We start from the raw sequence: 22,443 nt of genomic DNA on the forward strand, positions 1-22,443 counted from the left end.
AAACTAGGGATTATCGGTAAAGGGGTTTTAGGCGAGGCCGTTGCACGTTTGGCACGCGCAGTCGGCATGACAGTCATGTTTGCTGAGCACCACGGAGCCACTCATTGCCGGGAGGGTTATCTACCCTTTGATGAGGTGATCAGCCGCGCCGATATCCTCTCGTTACACTGCCCGTTAAATCCGAACACCGAAGCTTTAATTAACCGTGATGTCCTCGCCTGCATGCCAAATCATGCCTTATTGATCAATACAGGACGTGGCGGGTTAGTTGATGAACACGCGCTCCTCGACGCCCTAAAAACCGGTCAAATTGGTGGCGCAGGACTAGATGTGCTGAGTGAAGAGCCAGCCCCTGATGATCACCCGCTTATCACCGCATCACTGCCGAATTTAATCGTTACTCCTCACATTGCATGGGGAGCAGATGAAGCGGTGAATCGGCTCAGCCAGCAACTGATGGATAACATTGATGGCTATCTGCAAGGCACACCACAGCACACCTTAATTAACACGGCCGCCCGCTAAATATCGCGGGCTTTTTTAATCACATCGTAAGCTTTTTGAATTTCTTGTGCTTTTTCTTTCGCCAACTCCATCATCTCAGGGGGTAACCCCTTAGCCATCAGCTTGTCAGGATGGTGTTCATTCATCAACTTACGGTACGCTTTCTTCAACTCCTGAGCAGAGGCGGAGGCATCCACGCCGAGTACTTCATAGGCATCATCCACCTCACGTTGACGCGGTGGTGCTCCCGCCCCACCCGCGTGCTGGTGCCAATCCCCTTGGTAACCTTGGCTAAAGCGAAACGCGGCTTCTTGCATGCGTAGACGTTGCTCAAGTTGCTGCGCGGAAAAACCCAACCCCTCAGCAATGATATACAGTAACTCACGCTCTTTCGGATGCAGCTCTCCATCCGCAAACGCCGCTTGTACCTGCACTTCAAGGAAAAAGCTAAGCAGATCCCGCCGCCCTTGGCTTAATGCCCGGATCCCATTTAGAGTCTCATGGAGCGGGAAATCACTGCCTTTTCCTTCACGAAAGGCGTCTTGCGCGGATTGCCTCGCCGCCCCATGCAATTGCATGCGATCCATAATTAAGCTGGCTAGACGAATCTCTTCCTGTGTGACCTGCCCCTTAGCCTTTGCCACATGCCCCATCACGGCAAAGGTGCCATGAAAAAAGACGCGCTGCGCCTCGGCACCTTGAGCACCGAAACCGCCACCAAAACCGCCCAGTGAGGCGCGTTGCTTGGCTTTATCAAACTGATGACCTAAGAACAGGCCAAGAAAAAAACCGAATGGGCCTCCCAGTAAAATGCCGAGAAAAGCGCCAATTACCTTGCCATATAGTTGCATGCCATGGTCTCATTGCTGGTTTCACACCCTGCACATTTACAGGTGATGCTGGGCGTAAATTGATTTATGATAATCGCATTTTGCAGCCAAAGCATACTGATGCGTTGCCTTCGTGTACACCACGCTATCAGATAAAACAGGAATGTCTTCTTCAATGTCACCGACTGCACGCAGCTTTTTAGCCACCATGATTAGCCTGGCGCTCTATGGCCCAGCGCTTGCTTTTGCCAATGCGGACTCCGCCGACACACCTTGCCCGGACAGCGAGGCGCGGTGTATTCCACCCAGTGAACAAACGCAAGATGTGAACAACGCCCCAATTCGCGTTGTGGCTGATCGTGCCGAAGCCCAATCCAACGAAAAAGCCATTTACAGCGGCAACGTTGAGGTCACCCAAGGGCATCGCAAAATGACCGCGGACACCGCCACGCTGCGCGACCCTGAGCGTATTGTCACCGCTCAAGGCGATGTGGTCTTCAATGATGGGCAGATGATGGTGACCTCAGATTACCTACAGGCCAATCTTGATACGGAAGACACCACACTCAATAACGCACAGTACAAAATGCTGTGTACACCGGGGCGCGGTGAAGCCAAGCGGGTATTTAAAAACGGTACCACCTTCTATGAAATGGAAGACGGTACCTTTACCACCTGTCCGGATGAAGATAAAAGCTGGCGCTTTTCGGCTTCCAAAATCGAAAAAGAAGAAGACAGCCTGTTTGCCGACTTGTATCACCCCAAATTTGAGGTGATGAATGTGCCCGTCTTTTATCTGCCTTATTTGCGTGTACCGGTCGAGGATGGGCGCTTAACGGGTTTCCTCTATCCATCAGTGTCGTGGAGTGATCGCGACGGGGTTGAGCTAGAAACCCCGTTTTATTGGAATATTCACCCACAACTTGATGCCACTATCACGCCGAAATACATGTCGGAGCGTGGCGTTCAGCTTAACACCAATATTCGTTATTTAGCCCCATTTGGCAGTGGCTCTTTATATTCCGAGTACCTTCCTGACGACCAGCTCAATCCTGAACTGGATGAGCGTTGGGGCTTTAACTGGAAACACAGTGGCGTCCAAGGTCACTGGCGCTATGAGGCCGATTACAGCAAAGTCAGCGATATTGCTTATTTTCAGAATATCGACTCTGATGTAGGTAAACGGGAAGACAACACCTTGCTACAAACCGGCGAAATCAGCTATCGCGGGTTGGATTGGAATAGCACGGTACGTGTCCGAGATTTCCAAGCACTGACTGAGAATACCAGCGTCTATCGCCTCATGCCGCAGGTGGATCTCAATTACTATGCGCCGCAAACCTTGGGCTGGGCGGATATTAGCTTGCCCGCACAATTGAGCGTGTTTGCCAGTGATGACCCGAACAAACCCGAAGCCACCCGGACCCATTTGGCGCCGACCTTGAGCATTCCCTTCACGCGTCCTTGGTTTAGCGCCACCGCTGAAGCAAGCATGCTCTACACCCATTATGATCAGCGCTTTGATAACGCCTCACCGGATGCGGAGTCGACCGCCAAACTGAGTAAGTCAGTCGAGCGGAAGATCCCCACATTGCGGTTACACTCAGGGCTGGTGCTTGAACGTAATTTCTGGGCGATGGGGAGCAACTTTAGTCAAACCCTTGAGCCACAAGTGCAGTACTTGTATATCAAGGATGTCAACCAAAGTGATATCTACAACCCGGTGAACTACAACGGGGGCGGCTATGATACTGCGCGCTTACAAACCGATTACTATGGCCTGTTCCGCGGTAATCAGTTCAGTAGTATCGACTTTATCAACCCCGCTAACCAGCTCACCTACGGGGCAACCACGCGCTTTTATGACAGCGGTTATAAAGAGCGATTTAACCTGTCGTTTGGTCAAATCTATTATTTTGATCGTTCCTCGGATGAGGATGTAGATGCGTTCGATTATTCCGCGTGGGCGCTCGAGGGGGAAGCCAATTTTAACGACAACTTCTTTGTTCGCGGCTCCATGCAGTACGACAGCAACTTAAGTGAGTTGCAATTCGGTAATGCGATTGCGGAATACCGTCAGGATGGCTTTTACGCGCAAACCAGCTATCGTTACGTGGCGCAGGAGTACATAGTATCGACCTTGCCAAACCGAGATATCAGCAAGCTAACGGACGATGGATTGTCGCAAGCAGGGGTTGTGACAGGCTTCCCACTTTGGAATGGGCTGAGCTTTAAAGGGCAATACTGGCGCGATCTGACCCAAGATGTCATGCTGGAAAACCAGTTTAGCCTGACTTACCGTTCTGACTGCTGGGTCATTGGGCTGAGCTACAATGAGTACTTGCTCTCGCGCTCTAACATCAACAGCGATCCTGAATACGACAACAACGTCACTCTCTCGTTCAGTCTGCTGGGCCTCGGCGCACAAAGCGGTTTCAACTTCAGTACAGACTCAGGAAACGCCCTTGGCTACCGCGATCCTTTTGCGCTGAAGAACTAACACGGCACACTGTGGTCTGGACAGTAGAACGATTTTTAAAGAAGTGGACAAAGCATGAACAAATGGAGTCACGCCCTCATCACTGGCGTTTTAGTGTTGCTTACACCTTTTTCCCACGCAGCACCCAAAGAGCTGGATCGCGTGGTCGCTGTAGTTAACGACGGGGTCGTGCTGAACAGTGATATGGAAGCCATGCGTCGTACCGTGACGCTGAACGCACAACAAAATGAGCGTCAACTGCCACCAGCCTCCGTGTTGGAAGAGCAAATGCGCGAACGCTTAATTGTCGAAGAGCTGCAATTACAAGAAGCGAAGCGTTTAGGCATTCAAATTGACGATAGCCAGCTACAACAGGCAATTACTAATATCGCCAAAGAACAGTCGCTGAGCCTCGATGAGCTGCGCAAACAAGTTAGCGTGCAAGGCACCTCTTGGGCGCAATACCGCGAACAAGTGCGCCGCGAGCTGACCATTTCAGAAGCACGCAATGCCCAAGTGCGTCGTCGGATCAGCATTTTGCCTCAAGAAGTCGAATCCTTGGCCAAGCAGCTGAACGAACAACAACTGCAAAAAGTGCGCTACAAGCTGTCTCACATCCAACTAAAACTGGATGATGACGCGGATAAAGCCACGCGCGRAGCCGTGAAAAAGCAAGCATTTGAGCTTGTCGACAAACTGCGTCACGGTGGAAAAGTTGCCGATTTAGCCATGGCATACTCGAAAGGGCCGAAAGCGCTCGACGGGGGAGATTGGGGCTGGCTACGTTTAGAGGAAATGCCGACCATCTTTGCCGACCAGATCAGTAACCAAGGGAAAGGTGCCATTATTGGTCCCTTCCGCAGTGGTGTGGGCTACCATATTCTTAAAATCACCGATGTAGAAGGACTCGAGACCGTCGCGGTGACTGAGGTTAAAGCGCGTCATATTTTGATTAAGCCATCAATCGTCCTTAGTGACAAAGGTGCGCAAAAAGAGCTGAATGACATCATCGCCCAGATCAAACGGGGTGATCAGAGTTTTGCCGATTTAGCTAAACAGTACAGTGATGACCCTGGCTCGGCCGTCAATGGGGGTGACTTAGGCTGGTCAACCACAGATGTCTATGTCCCTGCCTTTAAAGCCAAAGTGGATGCCCTTCCACAAGGCCAGATCAGCGAGCCATTCAAAACAGTACATGGCTGGCATATTGTTGAAGTCACCGACCGTCGCGAAGTGGATAAAACCGATGCAGCGGTGAAAAACCGAGCCTATCGTATGCTGTTTAACCGCAAGTTTAACGAAGAAGCACAAGCATGGTTGCAAGAGTTACGCGCCGGTGCGTACGTTGAGGTACTCGGCGATGACCGTTAAGCGTATTGCCATCACCCCGGGAGAGCCTGCGGGGATTGGCCCTGATTTAATTTTAGCGATGGCACAACATCCTTGGCCACACCAACTGGTGGTGGTGGCCAATCGAGACATGTTGGCAGCACGCGCCAAGACACTTGGTCTATCAGTGACGCTTGAGCACTACGACGCCACGCAGCCAGCCACGCCACACCAAGCCGGTACGCTGATTGTCGAAGATATACCGCTCGGCGCGCCTGTTGTAGCGGGCCGCTTAGATGAAGCCAATGGCCGCTACGTGCTTGAAACACTGACACGCGCTGCTGAAGGGAATCTCAACGGTGAATTTGCTGCCATTGTCACTGGCCCCGTTCACAAAGGCATTATCAACCGTGCTGGTGTTTCATTTAGCGGTCATACGGAGTTTTTTGCTCAACACGCGAACGTCAATCAGGTCGTGATGATGCTGGCCACTGAAGGCTTGCGTGTCGCACTCGTGACTACCCACATCCCGCTCGCCTACGTCGCCAAAGCGATCACCCGGGAGCGTCTGCATGATGTGATTGCGATTTTGCATCAAGACTTGCAAGAGAAATTCGCCATCAAGCAGCCACGTATTTATATCTGTGGTCTCAACCCACACGCAGGGGAAGACGGCTGTCTGGGTCGCGAAGAAATTGACATCATTGAACCTGCGCTCGACGAGTTACGCGAGCAAGGGATGGACTTGGTCGGACCGCTCCCTGCTGATACGCTTTTCCAAGAGAAATATCTGCAAGATGCCGATGCTGTACTGGCGATGTATCACGACCAAGGCTTACCTGTGTTAAAATTCAAAGGATTTGGGCGCTCAGTGAATATCACCTTGGGTCTCCCTTTTATCAGAACATCAGTAGATCATGGTACCGCACTGGATTTAGCAGGTACTGGTACGGCGGATACAGGAAGCCTGCGGACGGCCATCTCCCACGCCATTGAATTAGTAGATAGCAAAGCATGAGCGATAAAGTCCACCAAGGCCACCGCGCCAGAAAACGTTTCGGACAAAACTTCCTAAACGACCCTTACATCATTGACGGCATTGTTTCGGCCATCAATCCGCAATCCGGTGAAAATCTGGTTGAGATTGGTCCGGGCCTGGGCGCGTTGACTGAGCCTGTCACCGAGCAAGTGGATCATTTAAACGTGGTCGAGCTTGACCGCGATCTGGCCGCCCGCCTGCGTAGCCACCCATTTATGGCCAGCAAGTTAACCGTTCACGAAGCGGATGCGATGCAGTTTGATTTTGCCGAGCTTGCCAAGCAAGGGCCTTTGCGGATTTTYGGTAATCTGCCTTACAACGTCTCGACCCCTTTGATGTTCCATCTGTTTTCATTTGCAGGCCATGTGCAAGACATGCACTTTATGTTGCAAAAGGAAGTGGTAAACCGCTTGGCGGCGGGTCCAGGAACCAAAGCGTACGGTCGATTAACCGTTATGGCGCAATATTACTGTCAGGTCATTCCGGTACTAGAAGTCCCACCCAGCGCGTTTAAACCTGCGCCTAAAGTGGACTCGGCTGTGGTTCGCCTCATCCCACACAAAACGCTGCCGCACCCTGCAACGAGCATGCAATGGTTAGAGCGCGTTTGTCGTGAGGGCTTCAACCAACGCCGAAAAACCATACGTAACGGTTTCAAATCCTTGGTGAGTGTGGACACACTGACCGAGCTCGGTATTGACCCTAGTTTGCGACCGGAGCATTTGACGCTGGAGCAGTTTGTCAACTTGGCAAACTGGCTGGACGCCAACCATCAACAATAAACAGGAGCCTTGACTTGCAAGCCACCGATAACCCGCAATTCGAGATTAATATCGCGACCCAATACGTCGAAGATCAATCCGAGCCGGACAACGAGCGCTTTGTGTTTTCTTACACCGTCACCATTAAAAACCAAGGTGATGCGCCCGCACAGTTGATGCGACGCAAGTGGTTAATCACAGATGCCAACGGTAAAGAGCTCGAGATTGAGGGCGAAGGGGTGGTGGGAGAGCAACCCAGTATTGCCGCGGGAGAAAAGTATACCTATACCAGTGGCACCATCATTGAAACGCCTGTGGGCGTGATGCAGGGTTTCTATACCATGCAAGATCAAGCCGATAACCAGTTTAAAGTGGAAATTGAGCCGTTCCGCCTCGCGCTCCCTAACATTCTTCACTAACGTCCCTCAAGGAGGCCACACATGGCTACCTATCTTATCGGGGATATTMAAGGTTGTTACCAAGAACTGCGCGCGCTGTTGGCGCGCGTTGATTTCTCCCCCGCTCACGATACCCTCTATGTCGCGGGTGATTTGGTCGCTCGCGGACCGGACTCCTTATCCGTGTTGCGCTATCTTCATACGCTCGGCGCGTCAGCCAAGATAGTCCTTGGCAACCACGATCTGCATCTATTAGCCGTTGCACACGGGATTAAACCGGCCAAGCCAAAAGACCGTACCCAGCCGATCCTCGACGCGCCAGACCGAGAAACATTGCTTCAATGGTTAGCGGCTCAGCCTCTGTTAATCGACGAATCAGCGCGAGACGACGGTGGCTTTTTGCTGACCCACGCGGGGGTTAGCCCACAATGGGATAAAGCGACGGCTGTCGCCTGCGCGCGTGAAGTCGAAGCCATACTGCACAGCAATGAGCAAGCGTGGTTATTACGACATATGTATGCGGATCAACCCGATCACTGGGAGGATACGCTGGAAGGCCTGCCTCGCTACCGCTATATCATTAATAGTTTGACCCGGATGCGATTTTGCTGGCCCGATGGTCGCCTCGATATGCAATGCAAGCTACCTCCCGCGAAAGCGGCAGATACTGGACTCATCCCTTGGTTTGAGGTGGCGCGCCAACAACCACTGGGACACGCGATTGTGTTCGGCCATTGGGCGGCTTTAGGGGGAACCATCCAGCCCGGCTTATACGGGCTGGATACAGGCTGTGTTTGGGGCGGTGAGTTAACCTTGCTGCGTTGGGAAGACAAGGTTTGCTTTACCCAACCAGCGCTCAATGACGGTGCTTAACCACGCTCCCAAACCGTAAAAGTCAGTGGGTAGGCGTTTTTCTCGTCCGGTGCATGAGTTTCACTGGCCACTTGCGTCCACCCTTCACCCCAGTCGGGGAAACGAGTATCGCCTTCAACATGGGTGTCGATAAAGGTGAGATACAAGCGATCCGCGCGCGGCAAAAACGCGTCATAAATGGTCCCACCGCCAATCACCATCACCTCAGCCACATCGCCCACCGCGGCCAGCGCCTGCTCAGGCGAAGCGACCACGGTCACGCCGTCTGGTTGATAGTCAGGATCGCGGCTGATCACAATATTGGTACGCTTTGGTAAAGGGCGGCCAATCGACTCAAAGGTTTTACGCCCCATCACCACAGGATGCCCTAGGGTGGTGCGCTTAAACCACGCTAAATCAGCCGGCAAATGCCAAGGCATCTGGTTATCTTTTCCAATTACTCGGTCTTTTGCCATTGCGGCAATTAAGCTGACTCGCATTACGCTGGCCTCATTGAATTAAATCACTGGTCGGCGACGATAAAATAATAACCCCGGCATCGCAAGACCAATGGCTAATGCGGCCAAGATAAACCCAGCGCTAATCAAATTCTCCATCAAACTGGCCCACAAGGCCGGCGTGTATCCTTGGTTATTGATAGTCACCAAGGCGATCATCGCTTTAAACGCGTAAACGCCGGGGATCATGGGAATAATGGCGGCGACGGTAAATACCTTAGGATGGGCCAGAAAGCGCTGAGACCAATACACCCCTAAAAACCCGATGGTGGTGGCGCCCGCGAGCGTCGCCCACTCGATAGCCATACCCGACTCCATCAATACAAACCTTAGCCCATGACCAATCGCGCCGCCGTAAGCGCAGTATTTGAGCGCCTTGGCAGGCACATTGAAGACCAAGGCAAACCCTACCGCGGGGATCATGGCAAAAAACATATCTTCCAATAGGGCAAGCAGCAAACTCATAACCACCCCCATGCACCGACAAGATTCATCGCCCCAACAATACCGAGCGCGGTGGCGAGGGTCAGTAACGACGCCATGGTCCAGCGTGCAATCCCCATATCGACAAACCCTTTCACCATGTCAGAGACCGCGTTAATGAGCGGATAACCCGGCACCAACATCAACACCGACGATGCCATGATCAGAAAAGGTTCATTGCCCCAATTCATCACCGTCCCCACGCTTGAAATTAAGGTGGTCACCATGGCGGTAAGCGCAAAAGTGAGCAAAGGATTAAACTGACGGTGGGCAAGTAGTTGGCGCACACGCATGCCGCACGCCGATGCGACAAAGGTTAAGGCAAAGATAACCGCATCACCACCGGCCAACCGGCTAAACGCGGCACAGGAAAGCCCTATCATGCCCACCACTAGCCAAGGAGGATAACGATGAGGCTTGATGCGGGTGAGACGCTTACGCACCGCTGGCGCGTCGAGAATGCCCTTTTCCGCGAGGATCACCGTGCGCTGAATATCCGTTACCACCTGCATATTGATCCCGCGGTCGGGGCACTGTCTCGCAGTGGTAATGCAATGGCCGCGGTTCAAGGTGGTGACAACCAATGAACTGGCTGATAGCGCGAGCTCGACACTGTCTAGCCCCAACGCTTTGCCCAAGCGAATGCTGACATCGCTCACCAGTTTACTCTCTGCACCATGTTGCAAAAGTCGCTGCCCGACTTCTATGACCAAACGTGAAATCGCACGCTGTTCTGGTTCGGTTAACCGTCTCGTCACCCGCTATCCCTCTCGCCTTTATCTACTGTCGCAGTATTGATGAATAACTGCTTAAGATCTTTGATGCAAATAAAACACCTCCGATTTCCTTGTCGGAATTAGGCAGCGTACCTTTTTCTGCGCTCAGCCAATACAGCGGCGATCAAACATGGCGACGATAGGCATAAAAAAACCGCTGCTCGTGAGCAGCGGTTGTCAGATTAAGGCTTGTAGATGATTTCGACGTCGTAGTCGTCTTCATCCCAATCGTCCCAATCATCGTCGTCATCGTCCGACTGATTGAGTTTCTTCTCGTGGTAATCATCCCACTTGAAGGCCACCGTTTCATCCTCTGGTTCAACCTCTGGCGTCGGTGCCGGTAAGGTATCAATAAAGCCCATCAGATCGTAAATCAGTGGCTGGACGTTCGCCTTGTTGATCGCAGAGATCGCGTAATATTTATCATCCCACGCGAGCGCCTCTAACACACGGTCGATTTGCTCTTGCGCCTGCTCTTCTGGCATGAGGTCGACTTTGTTAAAGACCAACCAACGCGGCTTATCTGCCAGCTTCTCACTGTATTGGTTTAACTCATCAATGATGGTAAACGCATTGTCGACCGGATCGGTACCATCCACAGGCATTAGATCAATCATGTGCAACAAGACACGGCAGCGCTCAAGGTGTTTCAAGAAGCGAATACCCAGTCCCGCGCCATCGGCAGCCCCTTCAATCAGGCCCGGAATATCCGCCACAACAAAGCTTTTATCGGCAGCGACACGGACCACGCCAAGGCTTGGCACCAAGGTGGTAAAGGGGTAATCAGCGACCTTTGGTTTAGCTGCCGACACCGCGCGAATAAAGGTTGATTTACCCGCATTCGGCAAGCCTAACATGCCCACATCGGCGAGGAGCAACAGCTCTAGGCGCAGCTGACGGACTTCCCCTTTAGTCCCCATGGTTTTTTGGCGTGGCGCGCGGTTGACGGATGATTTGAATCGGGTATTACCCAACCCATGGAAGCCGCCTTTTGCCACCATGACTTTCATGCCATTTTGGGTCAAATCGGCAATCACTTCACCAGTATCTTCATCGACAGCACGGGTACCAACAGGCACATTCAGCACCAAATCATCACCGCGTTTGCCGGTACAGTTACCACCGCGACCATTTTCACCACGCCCTGCGGCATGAAAGCGCTCGAATTGGTAATCAATCAGGGTGTTAAGGTTCTCGTCGGCGAGCAGGTATACATCACCGCCATCGCCACCGTCGCCGCCATCTGGGCCCCCTTTGGGCACATACTTTTCACGTCGGAAGCTGACGGTACCATTGCCGCCGTCACCCGCGTCTACGCGAATTATCGCTTCATCTACAAACTTCATGCTAACTTCTCCGCACCAGCGGCCAGAAACATCTCGTTCCCGGGCTGCTAGCCTTATCCCAGATTGGTGTGTGGCGATCTTATCGATCTTAGGATCAATTTTCAGCCTTGGCTGACTTTCTGCTTACCGTGGATTGGCGGCGGCTCGACGAGGGATCACCAGACACAATAAAAAGCCCCGCCAAGTGGCAGGGCTTCAAAATTCGCTTGGCGTTGAAACTTATTCAGCTTCGATAGTAACGAATTTACGGTTCTGAGGACCTTTAGTCTCGAACTTCACTTTACCGTCGGTCAAAGCGAATAGAGTGTGGTCTTTACCGCAACCTACGTTAGTACCTGCGTGGAATTTAGTACCACGCTGACGCACGATGATGTTACCTGCTAGAACAGACTCACCACCGAAACGCTTAACACCTAGACGTTTACTTTCTGAATCGCGGCCGTTTTTAGTAGAACCGCCAGCTTTTTTGTGTGCCATCTCTTCTCTCTCCTAACTCTTAAGCGCTGATGCCAGTGATTTTCACTTCAGTGAACCACTGACGGTGGCCCATTTGCTTGCGAGAATGTTTACGACGACGGAATTTGACGACTTTCACTTTATCGCCACGACCGTGGGTAACAACTTCCGCTGTTACTTTACCGCCACTAACAAATGGCGCGCCAACTTTAACGTCTTCGCCGTTTGCTACTAGCAGCACGTTGTCAAATTCAACACTTTCGCCAGTTTCAACGTCTAGCTTTTCCAAGCGAATAGTCTGGCCTTCGCTTACTCGGTGTTGCTTACCACCACTTTGGAAAACTGCGTACATGGTTTACTCCGCATTTCCGCACGGCCTACTGCGTTTAATATTTGAGCAGTAAGGGGTGCGCATATAATTCATCAATAGGGCGCGAATTCTACGGTAGAAATTGATTTGAGGCAAGAGGGGATCGCAAGAAAATTGGTGAAAAGCTGCTCAGCATAGATTCCCACACTTTTTGCAGGCCTGAGAGCTATCTCGTCGCACGTGATTTGGTGTACCATTGATACCTTAAACACCCGCGCTAACGCCGATACTGACCCTGAAAGTACGCCAACGCTGATACGTCATGCGTCTTTCAACCATCACGTCGTAGAAACGTGCAGTTTTGTGGCGGCAAGCAAGCAACTAGGACAAAGCCCGGATTTTATTCATGGATTTCAAATCAATCCAAGCCTTGATCAGTGATGACATGGCGCAGGTCGATCAAAAAATACTGGCTCAACTCAATTCTGACGTCGCGCTTATTAACCAACTTGGCTTTTACATCGTAAACAGCGGGGGTAAGCGCTTACGCCCTATGTTGGCGGTTCTTGCGGCGAGAGCCCTTGGGTATCAAGGTGAAAAACACACCACAGCGGCTGCGTTTATTGAGTTTATTCATACCGCTACCTTGCTTCATGATGATGTGGTCGATGAATCGGATTTGCGCCGTGGCAATGCAACGGCCAATGCCATGTTCGGTAATGCCGCCAGTGTGCTGGTCGGCGACTACATCTACACCCGCTCATTCCAAATGATGACCAGTCTGCGCTCATTGAAGATATTGGATCTGATGAGTGAGGCCACCAATGTGATTGCCGAAGGGGAAGTGCTGCAGTTAATGAACTGTAACGACCCGAATACCACCGAAGCGAGCTACATGCAGGTGATCTACTCTAAAACCGCACGTCTTTTTGAGGCAGCGACCCAGGTCGGGGCCATTCTCAACGACGCGGATCCGGAGACAGAAAAAGCCTTCCAAGATTATGGCCGCTATTTGGGAACGGCGTTTCAGCTGATTGATGATGTCATGGACTACACCAGCGCGGATGACGAAATGGGCAAGCATGCCGGCGATGATCTAGCCGAAGGGAAACCGACGCTCCCCTTGCTGCATGCGATGCAACACGGCACTGAGCATCAATCGGCTATGATCCGCGAAGCCATTGAGAAAGGGAATGGACGGGACAAACTCGAGACGATTTTGGCCTGCATGGACCAATGTGGCTCCTTGTCCTACACCCGTGAGCGTGCAGAGCAAGAATCAGAAAAGGCGATTCGCGCCCTAGATGGTTTAGCGGATTCGGATTACAAGGCCGCCTTAGTCGCGTTGGCAAAATTGGCGGTTAACCGGAATAAGTAACCACAAGCGTCTATCGCTATTTAGCGACAAGCAAGCATAAAAAACGGCGCATATCGCGCCGTTTTTTCATCGATGAAGGGGCTATTTCGCCGCGAATTCTTCACCCATTTGAATGTCTTTACGCAAGGTGTCGAGCATATCGTCCATGGCTTTTTGCTCAAACGCGCTCAGCTCACCGATGCTCAAGATCTCTTCCACACCGTTTTTACCCAGACGCACCGGTTGGGCAAAGAAGCGCGCGTGCTGACCATCGCCTTCCACGTAGGCACACTCCACCACATTTGACTCACCTTGTAGCGCGCGCACTAGAGATAGGCCGAAACGGCAAGCTGCTTGCCCCATCGACAAGGTCGCAGAGCCGCCACCTGCTTTGGCTTCGACAACTTCTGTGCCCGCATTTTGGATACGTGGCGTAAGTGCTGCGACTTCTTCGTCAGTAAAGCTCACTCCTTTCACCTGAGACAGCAAAGGCAAAATGGTAACGCCTGAGTGACCGCCGATCACCGGAATGGAAACCTCACGAGGATCCATGCCTTTTAGCTCACCAATAAAGGTTTCAGAGCGAATCACATCCAAGGTGGTGACGCCGAACAATTTGTTTTTATCGTAGACGCCTTTGGCTTTGAGGACATCCGCTGCAATCGCCACTGTCGTGTTCACTGGGTTGGTGATAATACCGACACACGCTTTCGGGCAAACATCGGCAATTTTTTCCGCCAAGGACTTAACAATACCGGCGTTTACGTTGAACAGATCTGAGCGGTCCATGCCTGGCTTACGGGCGACGCCAGCAGAAATCAAGACCACGTCTGCGCCTTCCAGCGCTGGGGTTGGGTCTTCACCGCTGTAGCCTTTAATAGAAACCGGGGTTGGGATATGGCTTAAATCCACAGCTACCCCAGGGGTAACCGGTGCGATATCGTACAGAGCCAAGTCGGAACCCGCTGGCAGGTTATTTTTTAGCAGTAGGGCTAACGCCTGACCAATGCCTCCCGCGGCGCCAATCACAGCAACTTTCATGTCGTTCTCCTTTCGATATTTCTTATAGTCCGGATCCGGTCCGGCTTCTGTTCGGGCACAAATCGCCACGTAATGGTGCGAACTGTGGGCTCATCATATGCCCGCCTATGCGTGCACTCAAGCGTCAAGCGGTGATGATCAGCCAAAGCTCTCATTTTTCTTTTTGCTGCGTTGAAATCGCGTGAATCGAGTTAGGAACAGTGATGCTGTCGCCAATTTGTGGGGTCAGCAATTGCCCTTCGGTGAATGTATATGCAAAATAGCCACTCGTTTGTCATTGCGAGTCAGCCGTCATGCGTAACTCAGAAAAACAAGACCAATTGGTTCGGGCGTTTAAAGCCATCCTCAAAGAAGAAAAGTTCAGTTCTCAGGGCGAGATCGTGGAAGCCTTACGTGCTCAAGGATTTGAGGGCATTAACCAGTCGAAAGTGTCGCGCATGTTGACCAAGTTCGGCGCTGTACGTACCCGAAATGCCAAGATGGAGATGGTGTACTGCCTTCCTATCGAATTAGGCGTGCCGACCACGGGCAGCGCATTGCGCGAGCTGGTGATGGAAATCGACTATAACGAAGCGGTTGTCGTCATTCACACTGGTCCAGGCGCGGCACAATTAATTGCCCGTTTACTGGACTCTCTTGGCAAGGCAGAAGGGATTTTGGGCGCCGTCGCTGGGGATGACACCATCTTTATCACACCAACCCGTGGCACCACCACAGAGGCACTTTTTGAAGCCGTCTGTGACCTGTTTGAATACCACTACTAATCTTTTTATCAGGCAGCGTGATCCCGCTGCCTGTCTGTCTTTTCCCCTCTTTGCTACACACCTTTTCACACAAAAGCGATAACATCCTTTTAATTTTTCTTTATCGCTCTGTTACTATCGGCGTTTGACCGCCAACAATCGATTAACGCATTGGCCACCCATCGGCCCATTATAATTAACGGTTAGGTACTCATCGTTGACACTGATGTCATTGTCTACAGGCTATGCTTTGTGACAGAGAGTACCCTTTTCTCGGGACATTGCTGCCGCTCTCGCGGTGCAAATGATAATAAGGACAAACTGCATGACGAAGACAAGTCAATCGTCTCCTGATGTGCAAGACATGGTCGCGCAAGCGGATACAGGTGCGCGCTCACCTCATGGACTGCCGGGACGCATTTTATGGCTGGTACCACTTTTTTGGTCACTGTTTCAGCTATGGTATGCCTCACCTCTCCCCTTTATGCTCGATTTTGGTGTCCTCAATGACACCGAAGCACGCGCCGTTCACCTCGCTTTCGCGATGTTCTTGGCCTACACCGCTTATCCTGCATTAAAAACCTCTCCCCGCGATCGTATCCCCCTACTCGACTGGGTATTCGCCTTAGCGGGAAGCTTTGCCGCAGGGTATTTATTCTTATTTTATAACGATCTAGCTGGACGCGCCGGCGCTTATACCGACGTGGATATCACGGTCGCAGCCATTGGTATGGTGTTGATGCTTGAGGCGACCCGCCGTGCACTTGGCCCGCCATTAATGGTGGTCGCCGGTGTATTCTTGCTCTACACCTTCGCCGGTCCCTATATGCCGGATGTGATCGCACACAAAGGGGCGAGCTTAAATAAAGCCATGTCGCATCTGTGGCTCACCACCGAAGGGGTTTTCGGGGTGGCGCTGGGCGTCTCTACCTCGTTTGTATTCCTGTTTGTCCTATTCGGGGCATTACTCGATCGTGCCGGTGCTGGCGGCTACTTCATTAAAGTGGCCTTCTCACTACTCGGTCACATGCGCGGTGGCCCCGCCAAAGCCGCAGTGGTCGCGTCCGGCCTGTCCGGTTTAGTCTCGGGTTCATCAATTGCCAACGTAGTGACTACCGGAACCTTTACCATTCCGTTGATGAAACGTGTGGGTTTCCCGAGCCATAAAGCCGGCGCGGTTGAGGTAGCCGCCTCGACCAATGGCCAGCTCACCCCACCCATTATGGGAGCAGCAGCATTCTTGATGGTGGAATACGTGGGAATTTCCTACGTCGAGGTGATTAAAGCCGCACTGCTTCCTGCACTGATCTCTTACATTGCCTTAATTTACATCGTGCACTTAGAAGCGTGTAAGGCTGGGATGCAGGGCCTACCGCGCCGCCACACCAGCACCTTGCTACAAAAACTGTTCTCATTTATGACCGTGTTTGTGGGCTTACTGGTCCTCAGCGCTGCGGTCTATTACGGTATCGGTTGGACCAAAGATGTGTTCGGTGCCATGGCAACCGTTATCATTGGCCTGCTGACACTAATCGCTTATGTGCTGTTGGTGCGCTATTCCGCTCAGTACAAATCCGAAGCGGCAGAAGACCCTGCTGCCGCCGATTTGTCCGAAGTGCCGGAGCCAGGCCCAACCGTGCGTTCTGGCTTGTACTATTTGTTGCCTATTGGCGTATTGGTTTGGTGTTTGACCGTCGAACGCTTCTCACCGGGTTTGTCCGCATTTTGGGCGACCGTGTTTATGATTTTTATCATTCTCACCCAGCGCCCGCTGATTGCTTACTTCAATCAACGGACCAACTTTAAAGAAGAAATCCGCGACGGTGTGGTCGATCTGGCCGAAGCCTTTGTGACCGGTGCGCGTAACATGATTGGTATCGGTGTTGCCACCGCAGCTGCGGGGATTGTGGTGGGTACCGTCACCCTCACTGGCATCGGTCTAGTGATGACGGACTTTGTCGAGTTTATCTCCGGCGGCAACATCTTCTTAATGCTGCTGTTTACCGCGGTCATCAGCTTGCTATTGGGGATGGGTCTACCGACTACCGCCAACTATATCGTGGTCTCCACGCTGATGGCGCCCGTGATTGTTACCTTAGGCGCACAACAAGGGCTGATCATTCCCTTGATCGCGGTACACTTGTTCGTGTTCTACTTTGGTATCCTTGCCGATGACACACCACCGGTCGGCTTGGCCGCCTTTGCCGCGGCGGCCATTGCTAAATCCGACCCGATACGTACCGGTGTGCAGGGCTTTACCTACGACATCCGTACCGCCATCCTGCCGTTTATGTTTATTTTCAACACCCAGTTGTTGTTGCTAGACCTAGAGGGCCCTATTCACCTGATCTTAACTGTGGTGTCGGCAACCATCGCGATGCTGGCTTTTTCCGCCGCAACACAAGGGTGGTGGCTCACTAAGAATAAATGGTGGGAAACCGCACTGCTTCTAGTGATCACCTTCTCGCTCTTCCGTCCTGGCTTTTGGTGGGACGAAGTATACCCACCGACCACCAGCTATCCGGGCACTGAATTAGTGCGTATCGCAGGCACCTTGCCTGAAGGCGAGCCGTTACAGCTTGAAGTGGAAGGGGAAAACTTCTTTGGCGAGCAGATAGCGAAACATGTCGTGCTCCCCATCGATCACAGCTTGGAAAGCGGCGAAGCACGCGTCAGTGACACAGGCCTCATGCTCCGTGAAGAAGATGGCAAACTCTTGGTAGATATGATTCAGTTTGGCAGTGATGCAGACAAAGCAGGCATCGATTTTGATTGGCAAATCAAAGCCGTGACTGTCGACAATGTCCGCCCATGGAAAGAATGGGTCTTCGTGCCAACTTTGTTGCTCTTGGCATTACTCGGCTGGAATCAACGCCGTCGCATTCGCCAAGCCTAGTGTTAAGGGCACGTGTTTTACCGCGTGCCCTTTTCTTTTTTAGACCGTAAAGGATATCGCTATGTATAAACACATCTTGGTTCCGGTTGACCTCAATGATGAGAGCTTTGCTGACAAGGCCGTCGATCATGCCGTCTGGCTGGCCAGTCAATCTGGCGCAAAAATACACCTACTGACTGTGCTGCCGGGCATTCATAATTCGATGGTGGCCTCTTATTTCCCCGAAGACGCCGCCAACAAAATGAAACGCGATATGAAGCGAAACTTACAAGGCTTTGCGGATAAATACGTGCCAAAAACCATCGCCTGTGAGGTGTCGATCGCGGAAGGAAAGCCTTACAAGGGGATCATTAAAACCGCCGAGCGTATTGGCTGCGATCTCATCGTGATGCCAAGCCACAAACGTTCACGCGTCAATAAGATGATGCTCGGCTCCGTCGCCGCCAAAGTGCTCGAAGGGGCGACAGTGCACGTGATGGTACTCAAACCTTAGTGTGTAGTGCTCAGGCATGCCTGCGCTTGCCTGAGCGCCGTTCATCGTTCGCGTTGATCATAGCCCCAACGTGGTACCAGCTGTTGCTCTGCGCCGATATGATCCAAAATACGCGCCACCATAAAGTCGACGAGATCGTCTATTGACTGGGGTTGATGATAAAAACCCGGCGCAGCTGGCATAATCGTCACCCCCATTTGCGACAGCTTGTGCATGTTCTCAAGATGCAAGGTCGAAAATGGCGTCTCACGCACCACCAACAGAAGTTGTCCGCGCTCTTTGAGCACCACATCCGCCGCCCGTTCAATCAAGTTATCGGACAAACCATGCGCAATCGACGCCAATGAACCGGCGGAGCAAGGGCATACCACCATTTGCTTCGGTGCCGCTGACCCTGAGGCAACTGGCGACAACATCAATAAGAAAACCTGATAATCCTGCGCGAGCAGGCATTCGAGCAAACGTAGCCCGTATGGCGCGCCAGATGCACCTGTCCACGCCAGAGTGATGCGTTTATCCGCCATGCTTTTCCCCTTTATCGCCGAGCGCTTTAAGCAGCTTGTCGTGAATACCACCAAAGCCACCATTACTCATCACCAACACGGTATCGCCTGCTTGGGCTTGCTCACATAAAGCGGTCACCAACCCATCAATATCGGCATGAATTTGCGCCGGCTGCTCGCAGCTATCCACCACCGCTTCAAGCGACCAATCCAGCCCTTGGGGTTGGAACAAGAACACTTGGTCAGCACGAGCCAATGACGCCGCCAAGGTGTCTTTGTGAACCCCTTGCTTCATGGTATTGGAACGTGGCTCTAACACCGCCAGAATACGGCCATTACCGACTTTCGCACGTAACCCCTCAAGGGTCAGTCGAATCGCCGTCGGGTGATGAGCAAAGTCATCATACACAGTGACACCGGCTTGCTCGCCGCGCCACTCTAGGCGTCGCTTGGTATTGATAAAGGTCTCGAGCGACTGACAGGCTAAGTCAGGCGTCACACCCACATGACGCGCTGCCGCAATGGCCATTAACGCATTACGCACATTATGATCGCCAACCAAGTCCCAGTTCACATCCCCAACATGCTCGCCGGCAAAATACACCGAAAAATGATTGCCGGCTGGATCTTTTTTCACCGTCTGCCATTGTCCATCTGGTCCTGCATAAACGCATTCACTCCAGCACCCCATGGCAAGCGTCTCTGCGACATTGGCATCGTCCGAGGGCGCAATGATTTGCCCAATCCCCGGCACAGTTCGCACCACGTGGTGGAATTGCTTTTGAATCGCGGCCAAATCATCAAATATGTCGGCATGGTCGAACTCAAGGTTGTTGATCACCAAGGTTTTCGGTTGGTAATGAACAAACTTGGAGCGTTTATCAAAAAACGCGCTGTCATATTCATCGGCTTCTACCACAAAAAATGGGCTATCGCCCAATCGTGCCGAGCCATTAAAATTCCCCGCGACACCGCCAATCAAGAAACCGGGCGCGTAGCCACAATCTTCTAAGATCCATGCCAACATGCTAGCGGTAGTGGTTTTACCATGTGTGCCAGAAACCGCCAGCACCCAGCGGTCTCGTAATAAGAAATCATGCAACCATTGCGGGCCTGACGTATACGGCAAGCCTTGGTTTAGTACCGCCTCAACACAGGGATTGCCACGACTCATTGCATTACCAATCACCACAAGGTCCGGAACGGGGGCAAGCTGAGCCGGATCATAACCTTCGATAATCTCAATACCCTGAGATTCGAGTAACGTACTCATCGGGGGGTAAACATGGCTATCAGAGCCGGTCACCCTGTGCCCCAATTGTTTTGCGAGCATCGCGGCGCCACCCATAAAGGTGCCACAGATGCCGAGAATATGAATATGCATAGCGTTCACTGTGTTGTATTGGTTACTCAGCCATCCGGCATAAGGCTGTCATTATGCCTTGGATTGGCGCTTGGGTCTTATCGCTTGCGTACATCTGACATGGTTTTTATGTGGCGATCACACTTCCCTTGCTCCATGTATTTCTTCAGTACGATTAAAAAGTCGCTGGCGCTAGAATATCCGCGATTTTAAGAGGCAGCTGACTGCCCATGTATCCGATTGCACCAGAAAGAAAGTTCATCATCATTAAGGATTGAGAATGCCCGACATTAAGACCCTCGGCGAGTATATTGTTGAGAAACAGCACGCCTTCCCGCACGCCAGCGGTGATTTATCTTCTCTTCTCGCCTCCATCCGTCTGGCCGCCAAAATTGTTAACCGTGAAGTCAACAAAGCCGGTCTGGTCGATATTGCCGGCGCGATTGGCACAGAAAACGCACAAGGCGAAGAGCAGCAAAAGCTCGATGTCTACGCCAACGAAAAGTTTAAAGCCGCCATGGAAGCCCGCGACCACGTCTGTGGTGTCGCCAGTGAAGAAGAAGACGAAGCGGTTATTTTCAACAAGCAACTCAACCGCAATGCCAAGTATGTGGTCCTCATCGACCCACTGGATGGCTCCTCTAACATTGATGTGAATGTGTCTGTTGGCACCATTTTCTCTATCTACCACCGTGTATCGCCGGTGGGTACTCCCCCCACCGAGGAAGACTTCTTGCAGCCCGGCCACCGCCAAGTGGCTGCCGGTTATGTCATTTACGGCTCATCAACCATGTTGGTTTACACCACAGGCGATGGCGTGCACGGTTTTACCTATGACCCGTCGCTTGGGCTATTCTGCTTGTCGCATGAAAACATGACCATTCCTCAAGACGGTAACATCTACTCGATTAACGAAGGGAACTACATCAAATTCCCACAAGGCGTCAAAAAATATATCAAGTACTGTCAAGAAAACGTCCCTAATGAGAAGCGTCCCTACACCTCACGCTATATTGGCTCTTTGGTCGCGGACTTTCACCGCAACCTGCTAAAAGGCGGTATTTACTTATACCCCAGCACACTCGCATATCCCAACGGCAAGCTACGCTTGCTTTACGAGTGCAACCCAATGGCGTTTATTATTGAGCAAGCTGGTGGTAAAGCGACCGATGGTACCCAGCGCATCATGGATATCGATCCGAAAGAGCTGCACCAACGCGTGCCTTTCTTTGTCGGCTCCAGCAATATGGTGGACAAAGTCGGTGAATTCCTCGAACACTACCCCGATCACGACGATAACTAAGTGCAGTAAGACGGTGAGATTTCACCGCAAATCATGATTAAGAGGCGACCACGGCGGTCGCCTCTGTTATTTTCACGCTCGGTGGTTATAATTGGCACACACTTTTTTGATAAACAAAAGGACATCCCATGAGCCTGAACCAGGTCCCAGCGGGCAAAGATCTGCCTGAAGATATTTATGTGGTGATTGAAATTCCTGCCAACGCCGATCCAATTAAGTACGAAGTCGACAAAGACAGCGGCGCCGTATTCGTTGATCGCTTCATGGCAACGCCTATGTTCTATCCATGTAACTATGGCTATGTAAACCACACTTTGTCTTTGGACGGCGACCCAGTTGACGTGCTGGTTCCAACCCCATTCCCATTGGTACCCGGCTCAGTGATCCGCTGTCGCCCTGTTGGTGTGCTAAAAATGACCGACGAGTCTGGTGAAGATGCCAAAGTGATCGCGGTACCGCACAGCAAGCTGACCAAAGAGTACGATCACGTGAAAGACGTGAACGACCTGCCTGAGCTGCTAAAAGCACAAATCACGCACTTCTTCGAGCGCTACAAAGAGCTAGAAGCCGGCAAATGGGTGAAAGTAGACGGTTGGGAAGATGCCCAAGCGGCAAAAGACGAAATCCTGTCTTCATTTGAGCGCGCGCAAAAATAATCGTGCC

The 22,443-nt window shown here is 51.9% G+C and carries 23 protein-coding genes; 13 read left to right on the top strand and 10 right to left on the bottom strand.

The window, feature by feature from the left end:
* Positions 1–525: NAD(P)-dependent oxidoreductase (locus BZJ17_RS17450; RefSeq protein ID WP_277868800.1), on the top strand; the 525-nt coding region annotated here is incomplete at its 5' end.
* On the opposite strand, the gene djlA is transcribed toward BZJ17_RS17450, so the two are convergent.
* Positions 522–1,355, bottom strand: a complete 834-nt coding sequence (djlA, locus tag BZJ17_RS09685; RefSeq protein WP_077640568.1) for a co-chaperone DjlA — start codon at positions 1,353–1,355, stop codon at positions 522–524. The genes BZJ17_RS17450 and djlA overlap by 4 nt on opposite strands.
* A gap of 154 nt (positions 1,356–1,509) precedes the next feature.
* On the opposite strand from djlA, the gene lptD reads away from it, so the two are divergent.
* The 6 genes from lptD to apaH are packed head-to-tail and all read left to right on the top strand — an operon-like array spanning position 1,510 to position 8,213.
* On the top strand, positions 1,510–3,834 hold the full coding sequence (gene lptD, locus BZJ17_RS09690) for an LPS assembly protein LptD (protein WP_077640569.1): 2,325 nt from the start codon (positions 1,510–1,512) through the stop codon (positions 3,832–3,834).
* A 54-nt stretch (positions 3,835–3,888) separates the two neighbouring features.
* Positions 3,889–5,184: a peptidylprolyl isomerase SurA gene (gene surA / locus BZJ17_RS09695; RefSeq protein ID WP_077640570.1), complete on the top strand. Its 1,296-nt coding sequence runs from the start codon at positions 3,889–3,891 to the stop codon at positions 5,182–5,184.
* A complete protein-coding gene (pdxA, locus tag BZJ17_RS09700; protein ID WP_077640571.1) occupies positions 5,174–6,160 on the top strand; it encodes a 4-hydroxythreonine-4-phosphate dehydrogenase PdxA in 987 nt (328 codons plus the stop codon). The genes surA and pdxA overlap by 11 nt, the downstream gene beginning before the upstream one ends.
* Positions 6,157–6,963: a 16S rRNA (adenine(1518)-N(6)/adenine(1519)-N(6))-dimethyltransferase RsmA gene (gene rsmA / locus BZJ17_RS09705; protein ID WP_069589588.1), complete on the top strand. Its 807-nt coding sequence runs from the start codon at positions 6,157–6,159 to the stop codon at positions 6,961–6,963. The genes pdxA and rsmA overlap by 4 nt, the downstream gene beginning before the upstream one ends.
* Positions 6,964–6,977: 14 nt before the next feature.
* Complete coding sequence (apaG, locus tag BZJ17_RS09710) at positions 6,978–7,361, top strand: Co2+/Mg2+ efflux protein ApaG (RefSeq protein ID WP_069589589.1); 384 nt, start codon at positions 6,978–6,980, stop codon at positions 7,359–7,361.
* 21 nt (positions 7,362–7,382) lie between these two features.
* Positions 7,383–8,213: a bis(5'-nucleosyl)-tetraphosphatase (symmetrical) ApaH gene (gene apaH, locus BZJ17_RS09715; protein WP_077640572.1), complete on the top strand. Its 831-nt coding sequence runs from the start codon at positions 7,383–7,385 to the stop codon at positions 8,211–8,213.
* Here apaH and folA read toward each other — a convergent pair.
* From folA to rplU, 6 genes are all read right to left on the bottom strand, one after another.
* On the bottom strand, positions 8,210–8,692 hold the full coding sequence (gene folA / locus BZJ17_RS09720) for a type 3 dihydrofolate reductase (RefSeq protein WP_077640573.1): 483 nt from the start codon (positions 8,690–8,692) through the stop codon (positions 8,210–8,212). The genes apaH and folA overlap by 4 nt on opposite strands.
* An 18-nt stretch (positions 8,693–8,710) precedes the next feature.
* On the bottom strand, positions 8,711–9,175 hold the full coding sequence (locus tag BZJ17_RS09725) for a threonine/serine exporter family protein (protein WP_077455813.1): 465 nt from the start codon (positions 9,173–9,175) through the stop codon (positions 8,711–8,713).
* The gene (locus BZJ17_RS09730) at positions 9,172–9,951 is read right to left on the bottom strand and encodes a threonine/serine exporter family protein (RefSeq protein ID WP_069589598.1); all 780 of its coding nucleotides are present in this window, start codon (positions 9,949–9,951) and stop codon (positions 9,172–9,174) included. Before BZJ17_RS09730 ends, BZJ17_RS09725 begins: the two co-directional genes overlap by 4 nt.
* A 200-nt stretch (positions 9,952–10,151) precedes the next feature.
* Positions 10,152–11,315, bottom strand: coding sequence for an Obg family GTPase CgtA (cgtA, locus tag BZJ17_RS09735; RefSeq protein ID WP_077640574.1), 1,164 nt, complete (start codon positions 11,313–11,315; stop codon positions 10,152–10,154).
* A gap of 219 nt (positions 11,316–11,534) precedes the next feature.
* Positions 11,535–11,792: a 50S ribosomal protein L27 gene (rpmA, locus tag BZJ17_RS09740; RefSeq protein ID WP_069589603.1), complete on the bottom strand. Its 258-nt coding sequence runs from the start codon at positions 11,790–11,792 to the stop codon at positions 11,535–11,537.
* Between the two features lie 19 nt (positions 11,793–11,811).
* Positions 11,812–12,123, bottom strand: a complete 312-nt coding sequence (rplU, locus tag BZJ17_RS09745) for a 50S ribosomal protein L21 (RefSeq protein WP_069589607.1) — start codon at positions 12,121–12,123, stop codon at positions 11,812–11,814.
* Between the two features lie 364 nt (positions 12,124–12,487).
* Between rplU and ispB the strand changes: the two genes are divergently transcribed.
* The gene (ispB, locus tag BZJ17_RS09750) at positions 12,488–13,459 is read left to right on the top strand and encodes an octaprenyl diphosphate synthase (RefSeq protein ID WP_069589608.1); all 972 of its coding nucleotides are present in this window, start codon (positions 12,488–12,490) and stop codon (positions 13,457–13,459) included.
* A gap of 81 nt (positions 13,460–13,540) precedes the next feature.
* Here the strand turns inward: ispB and mdh are convergent, their stop codons facing one another.
* The gene (mdh, locus tag BZJ17_RS09755) at positions 13,541–14,479 is read right to left on the bottom strand and encodes a malate dehydrogenase (RefSeq protein ID WP_069589609.1); all 939 of its coding nucleotides are present in this window, start codon (positions 14,477–14,479) and stop codon (positions 13,541–13,543) included.
* A gap of 293 nt (positions 14,480–14,772) precedes the next feature.
* Between mdh and argR the strand changes: the two genes are divergently transcribed.
* The 3 genes from argR to BZJ17_RS09770 all read left to right on the top strand — a co-directional run bounded on the left by argR (position 14,773) and on the right by BZJ17_RS09770 (position 18,611).
* The gene (gene argR, locus BZJ17_RS09760) at positions 14,773–15,243 is read left to right on the top strand and encodes a transcriptional regulator ArgR (RefSeq protein ID WP_069589610.1); all 471 of its coding nucleotides are present in this window, start codon (positions 14,773–14,775) and stop codon (positions 15,241–15,243) included.
* A gap of 304 nt (positions 15,244–15,547) precedes the next feature.
* Entirely contained in the window at positions 15,548–18,118 is a 2,571-nt protein-coding gene (locus BZJ17_RS09765) for a TRAP transporter permease (RefSeq protein WP_069589611.1), read from the top strand.
* A 61-nt stretch (positions 18,119–18,179) separates the two neighbouring features.
* Positions 18,180–18,611, top strand: coding sequence for a universal stress protein (locus BZJ17_RS09770; RefSeq protein ID WP_069589614.1), 432 nt, complete (start codon positions 18,180–18,182; stop codon positions 18,609–18,611).
* Positions 18,612–18,652: 41 nt separating this feature from the next.
* On the opposite strand, the gene BZJ17_RS09775 is transcribed toward BZJ17_RS09770, so the two are convergent.
* On the bottom strand, positions 18,653–19,135 hold the full coding sequence (locus BZJ17_RS09775) for a flavin prenyltransferase UbiX (RefSeq protein ID WP_077640575.1): 483 nt from the start codon (positions 19,133–19,135) through the stop codon (positions 18,653–18,655).
* On the bottom strand, positions 19,125–20,498 hold the full coding sequence (gene mpl, locus BZJ17_RS09780; protein WP_077640576.1) for a UDP-N-acetylmuramate:L-alanyl-gamma-D-glutamyl-meso-diaminopimelate ligase: 1,374 nt from the start codon (positions 20,496–20,498) through the stop codon (positions 19,125–19,127). Before mpl ends, BZJ17_RS09775 begins: the two co-directional genes overlap by 11 nt.
* Before the next feature lie 259 nt (positions 20,499–20,757).
* On the opposite strand from mpl, the gene fbp reads away from it, so the two are divergent.
* Positions 20,758–21,780 carry a class 1 fructose-bisphosphatase gene (gene fbp, locus BZJ17_RS09785; protein WP_077640577.1) on the top strand — a complete coding sequence of 341 codons (1,023 nt, stop codon included), beginning with the start codon at positions 20,758–20,760 and terminating at the stop codon, positions 21,778–21,780.
* Positions 21,781–21,908: 128 nt separating this feature from the next.
* The gene (gene ppa / locus BZJ17_RS09790) at positions 21,909–22,436 is read left to right on the top strand and encodes an inorganic diphosphatase (RefSeq protein ID WP_069589628.1); all 528 of its coding nucleotides are present in this window, start codon (positions 21,909–21,911) and stop codon (positions 22,434–22,436) included.
* Positions 22,437–22,443: the final 7 nt, after the last annotated feature.

Origin of the sequence: Salinivibrio sp. IB574 (assembly GCF_001996205.1) — a bacterium.
Lineage (GTDB): Bacteria > Pseudomonadota > Gammaproteobacteria > Enterobacterales > Vibrionaceae > Salinivibrio > Salinivibrio proteolyticus.

Coding starts and splice junctions, on each gene's coding strand:
- djlA (WP_077640568.1), bottom strand. CDS start 1,355: ATGCAACTATATGGCAAGGTAATTGGCGCTTTTCTCGGCATTTTACTG.
- lptD (WP_077640569.1), top strand. CDS start 1,510: ATGTCACCGACTGCACGCAGCTTTTTAGCCACCATGATTAGCCTGGCG.
- pdxA (WP_077640571.1), top strand. CDS start 5,174: ATGACCGTTAAGCGTATTGCCATCACCCCGGGAGAGCCTGCGGGGATT.
- folA (WP_077640573.1), bottom strand. CDS start 8,692: ATGCGAGTCAGCTTAATTGCCGCAATGGCAAAAGACCGAGTAATTGGA.
- BZJ17_RS09725 (WP_077455813.1), bottom strand. CDS start 9,175: ATGAGTTTGCTGCTTGCCCTATTGGAAGATATGTTTTTTGCCATGATC.
- cgtA (WP_077640574.1), bottom strand. CDS start 11,315: ATGAAGTTTGTAGATGAAGCGATAATTCGCGTAGACGCGGGTGACGGC.
- rpmA (WP_069589603.1), bottom strand. CDS start 11,792: ATGGCACACAAAAAAGCTGGCGGTTCTACTAAAAACGGCCGCGATTCA.
- rplU (WP_069589607.1), bottom strand. CDS start 12,123: ATGTACGCAGTTTTCCAAAGTGGTGGTAAGCAACACCGAGTAAGCGAA.
- ispB (WP_069589608.1), top strand. CDS start 12,488: ATGGATTTCAAATCAATCCAAGCCTTGATCAGTGATGACATGGCGCAG.
- mdh (WP_069589609.1), bottom strand. CDS start 14,479: ATGAAAGTTGCTGTGATTGGCGCCGCGGGAGGCATTGGTCAGGCGTTA.
- argR (WP_069589610.1), top strand. CDS start 14,773: ATGCGTAACTCAGAAAAACAAGACCAATTGGTTCGGGCGTTTAAAGCC.
- BZJ17_RS09765 (WP_069589611.1), top strand. CDS start 15,548: ATGACGAAGACAAGTCAATCGTCTCCTGATGTGCAAGACATGGTCGCG.
- BZJ17_RS09770 (WP_069589614.1), top strand. CDS start 18,180: ATGTATAAACACATCTTGGTTCCGGTTGACCTCAATGATGAGAGCTTT.
- BZJ17_RS09775 (WP_077640575.1), bottom strand. CDS start 19,135: ATGGCGGATAAACGCATCACTCTGGCGTGGACAGGTGCATCTGGCGCG.
- mpl (WP_077640576.1), bottom strand. CDS start 20,498: ATGCATATTCATATTCTCGGCATCTGTGGCACCTTTATGGGTGGCGCC.
- fbp (WP_077640577.1), top strand. CDS start 20,758: ATGCCCGACATTAAGACCCTCGGCGAGTATATTGTTGAGAAACAGCAC.
- ppa (WP_069589628.1), top strand. CDS start 21,909: ATGAGCCTGAACCAGGTCCCAGCGGGCAAAGATCTGCCTGAAGATATT.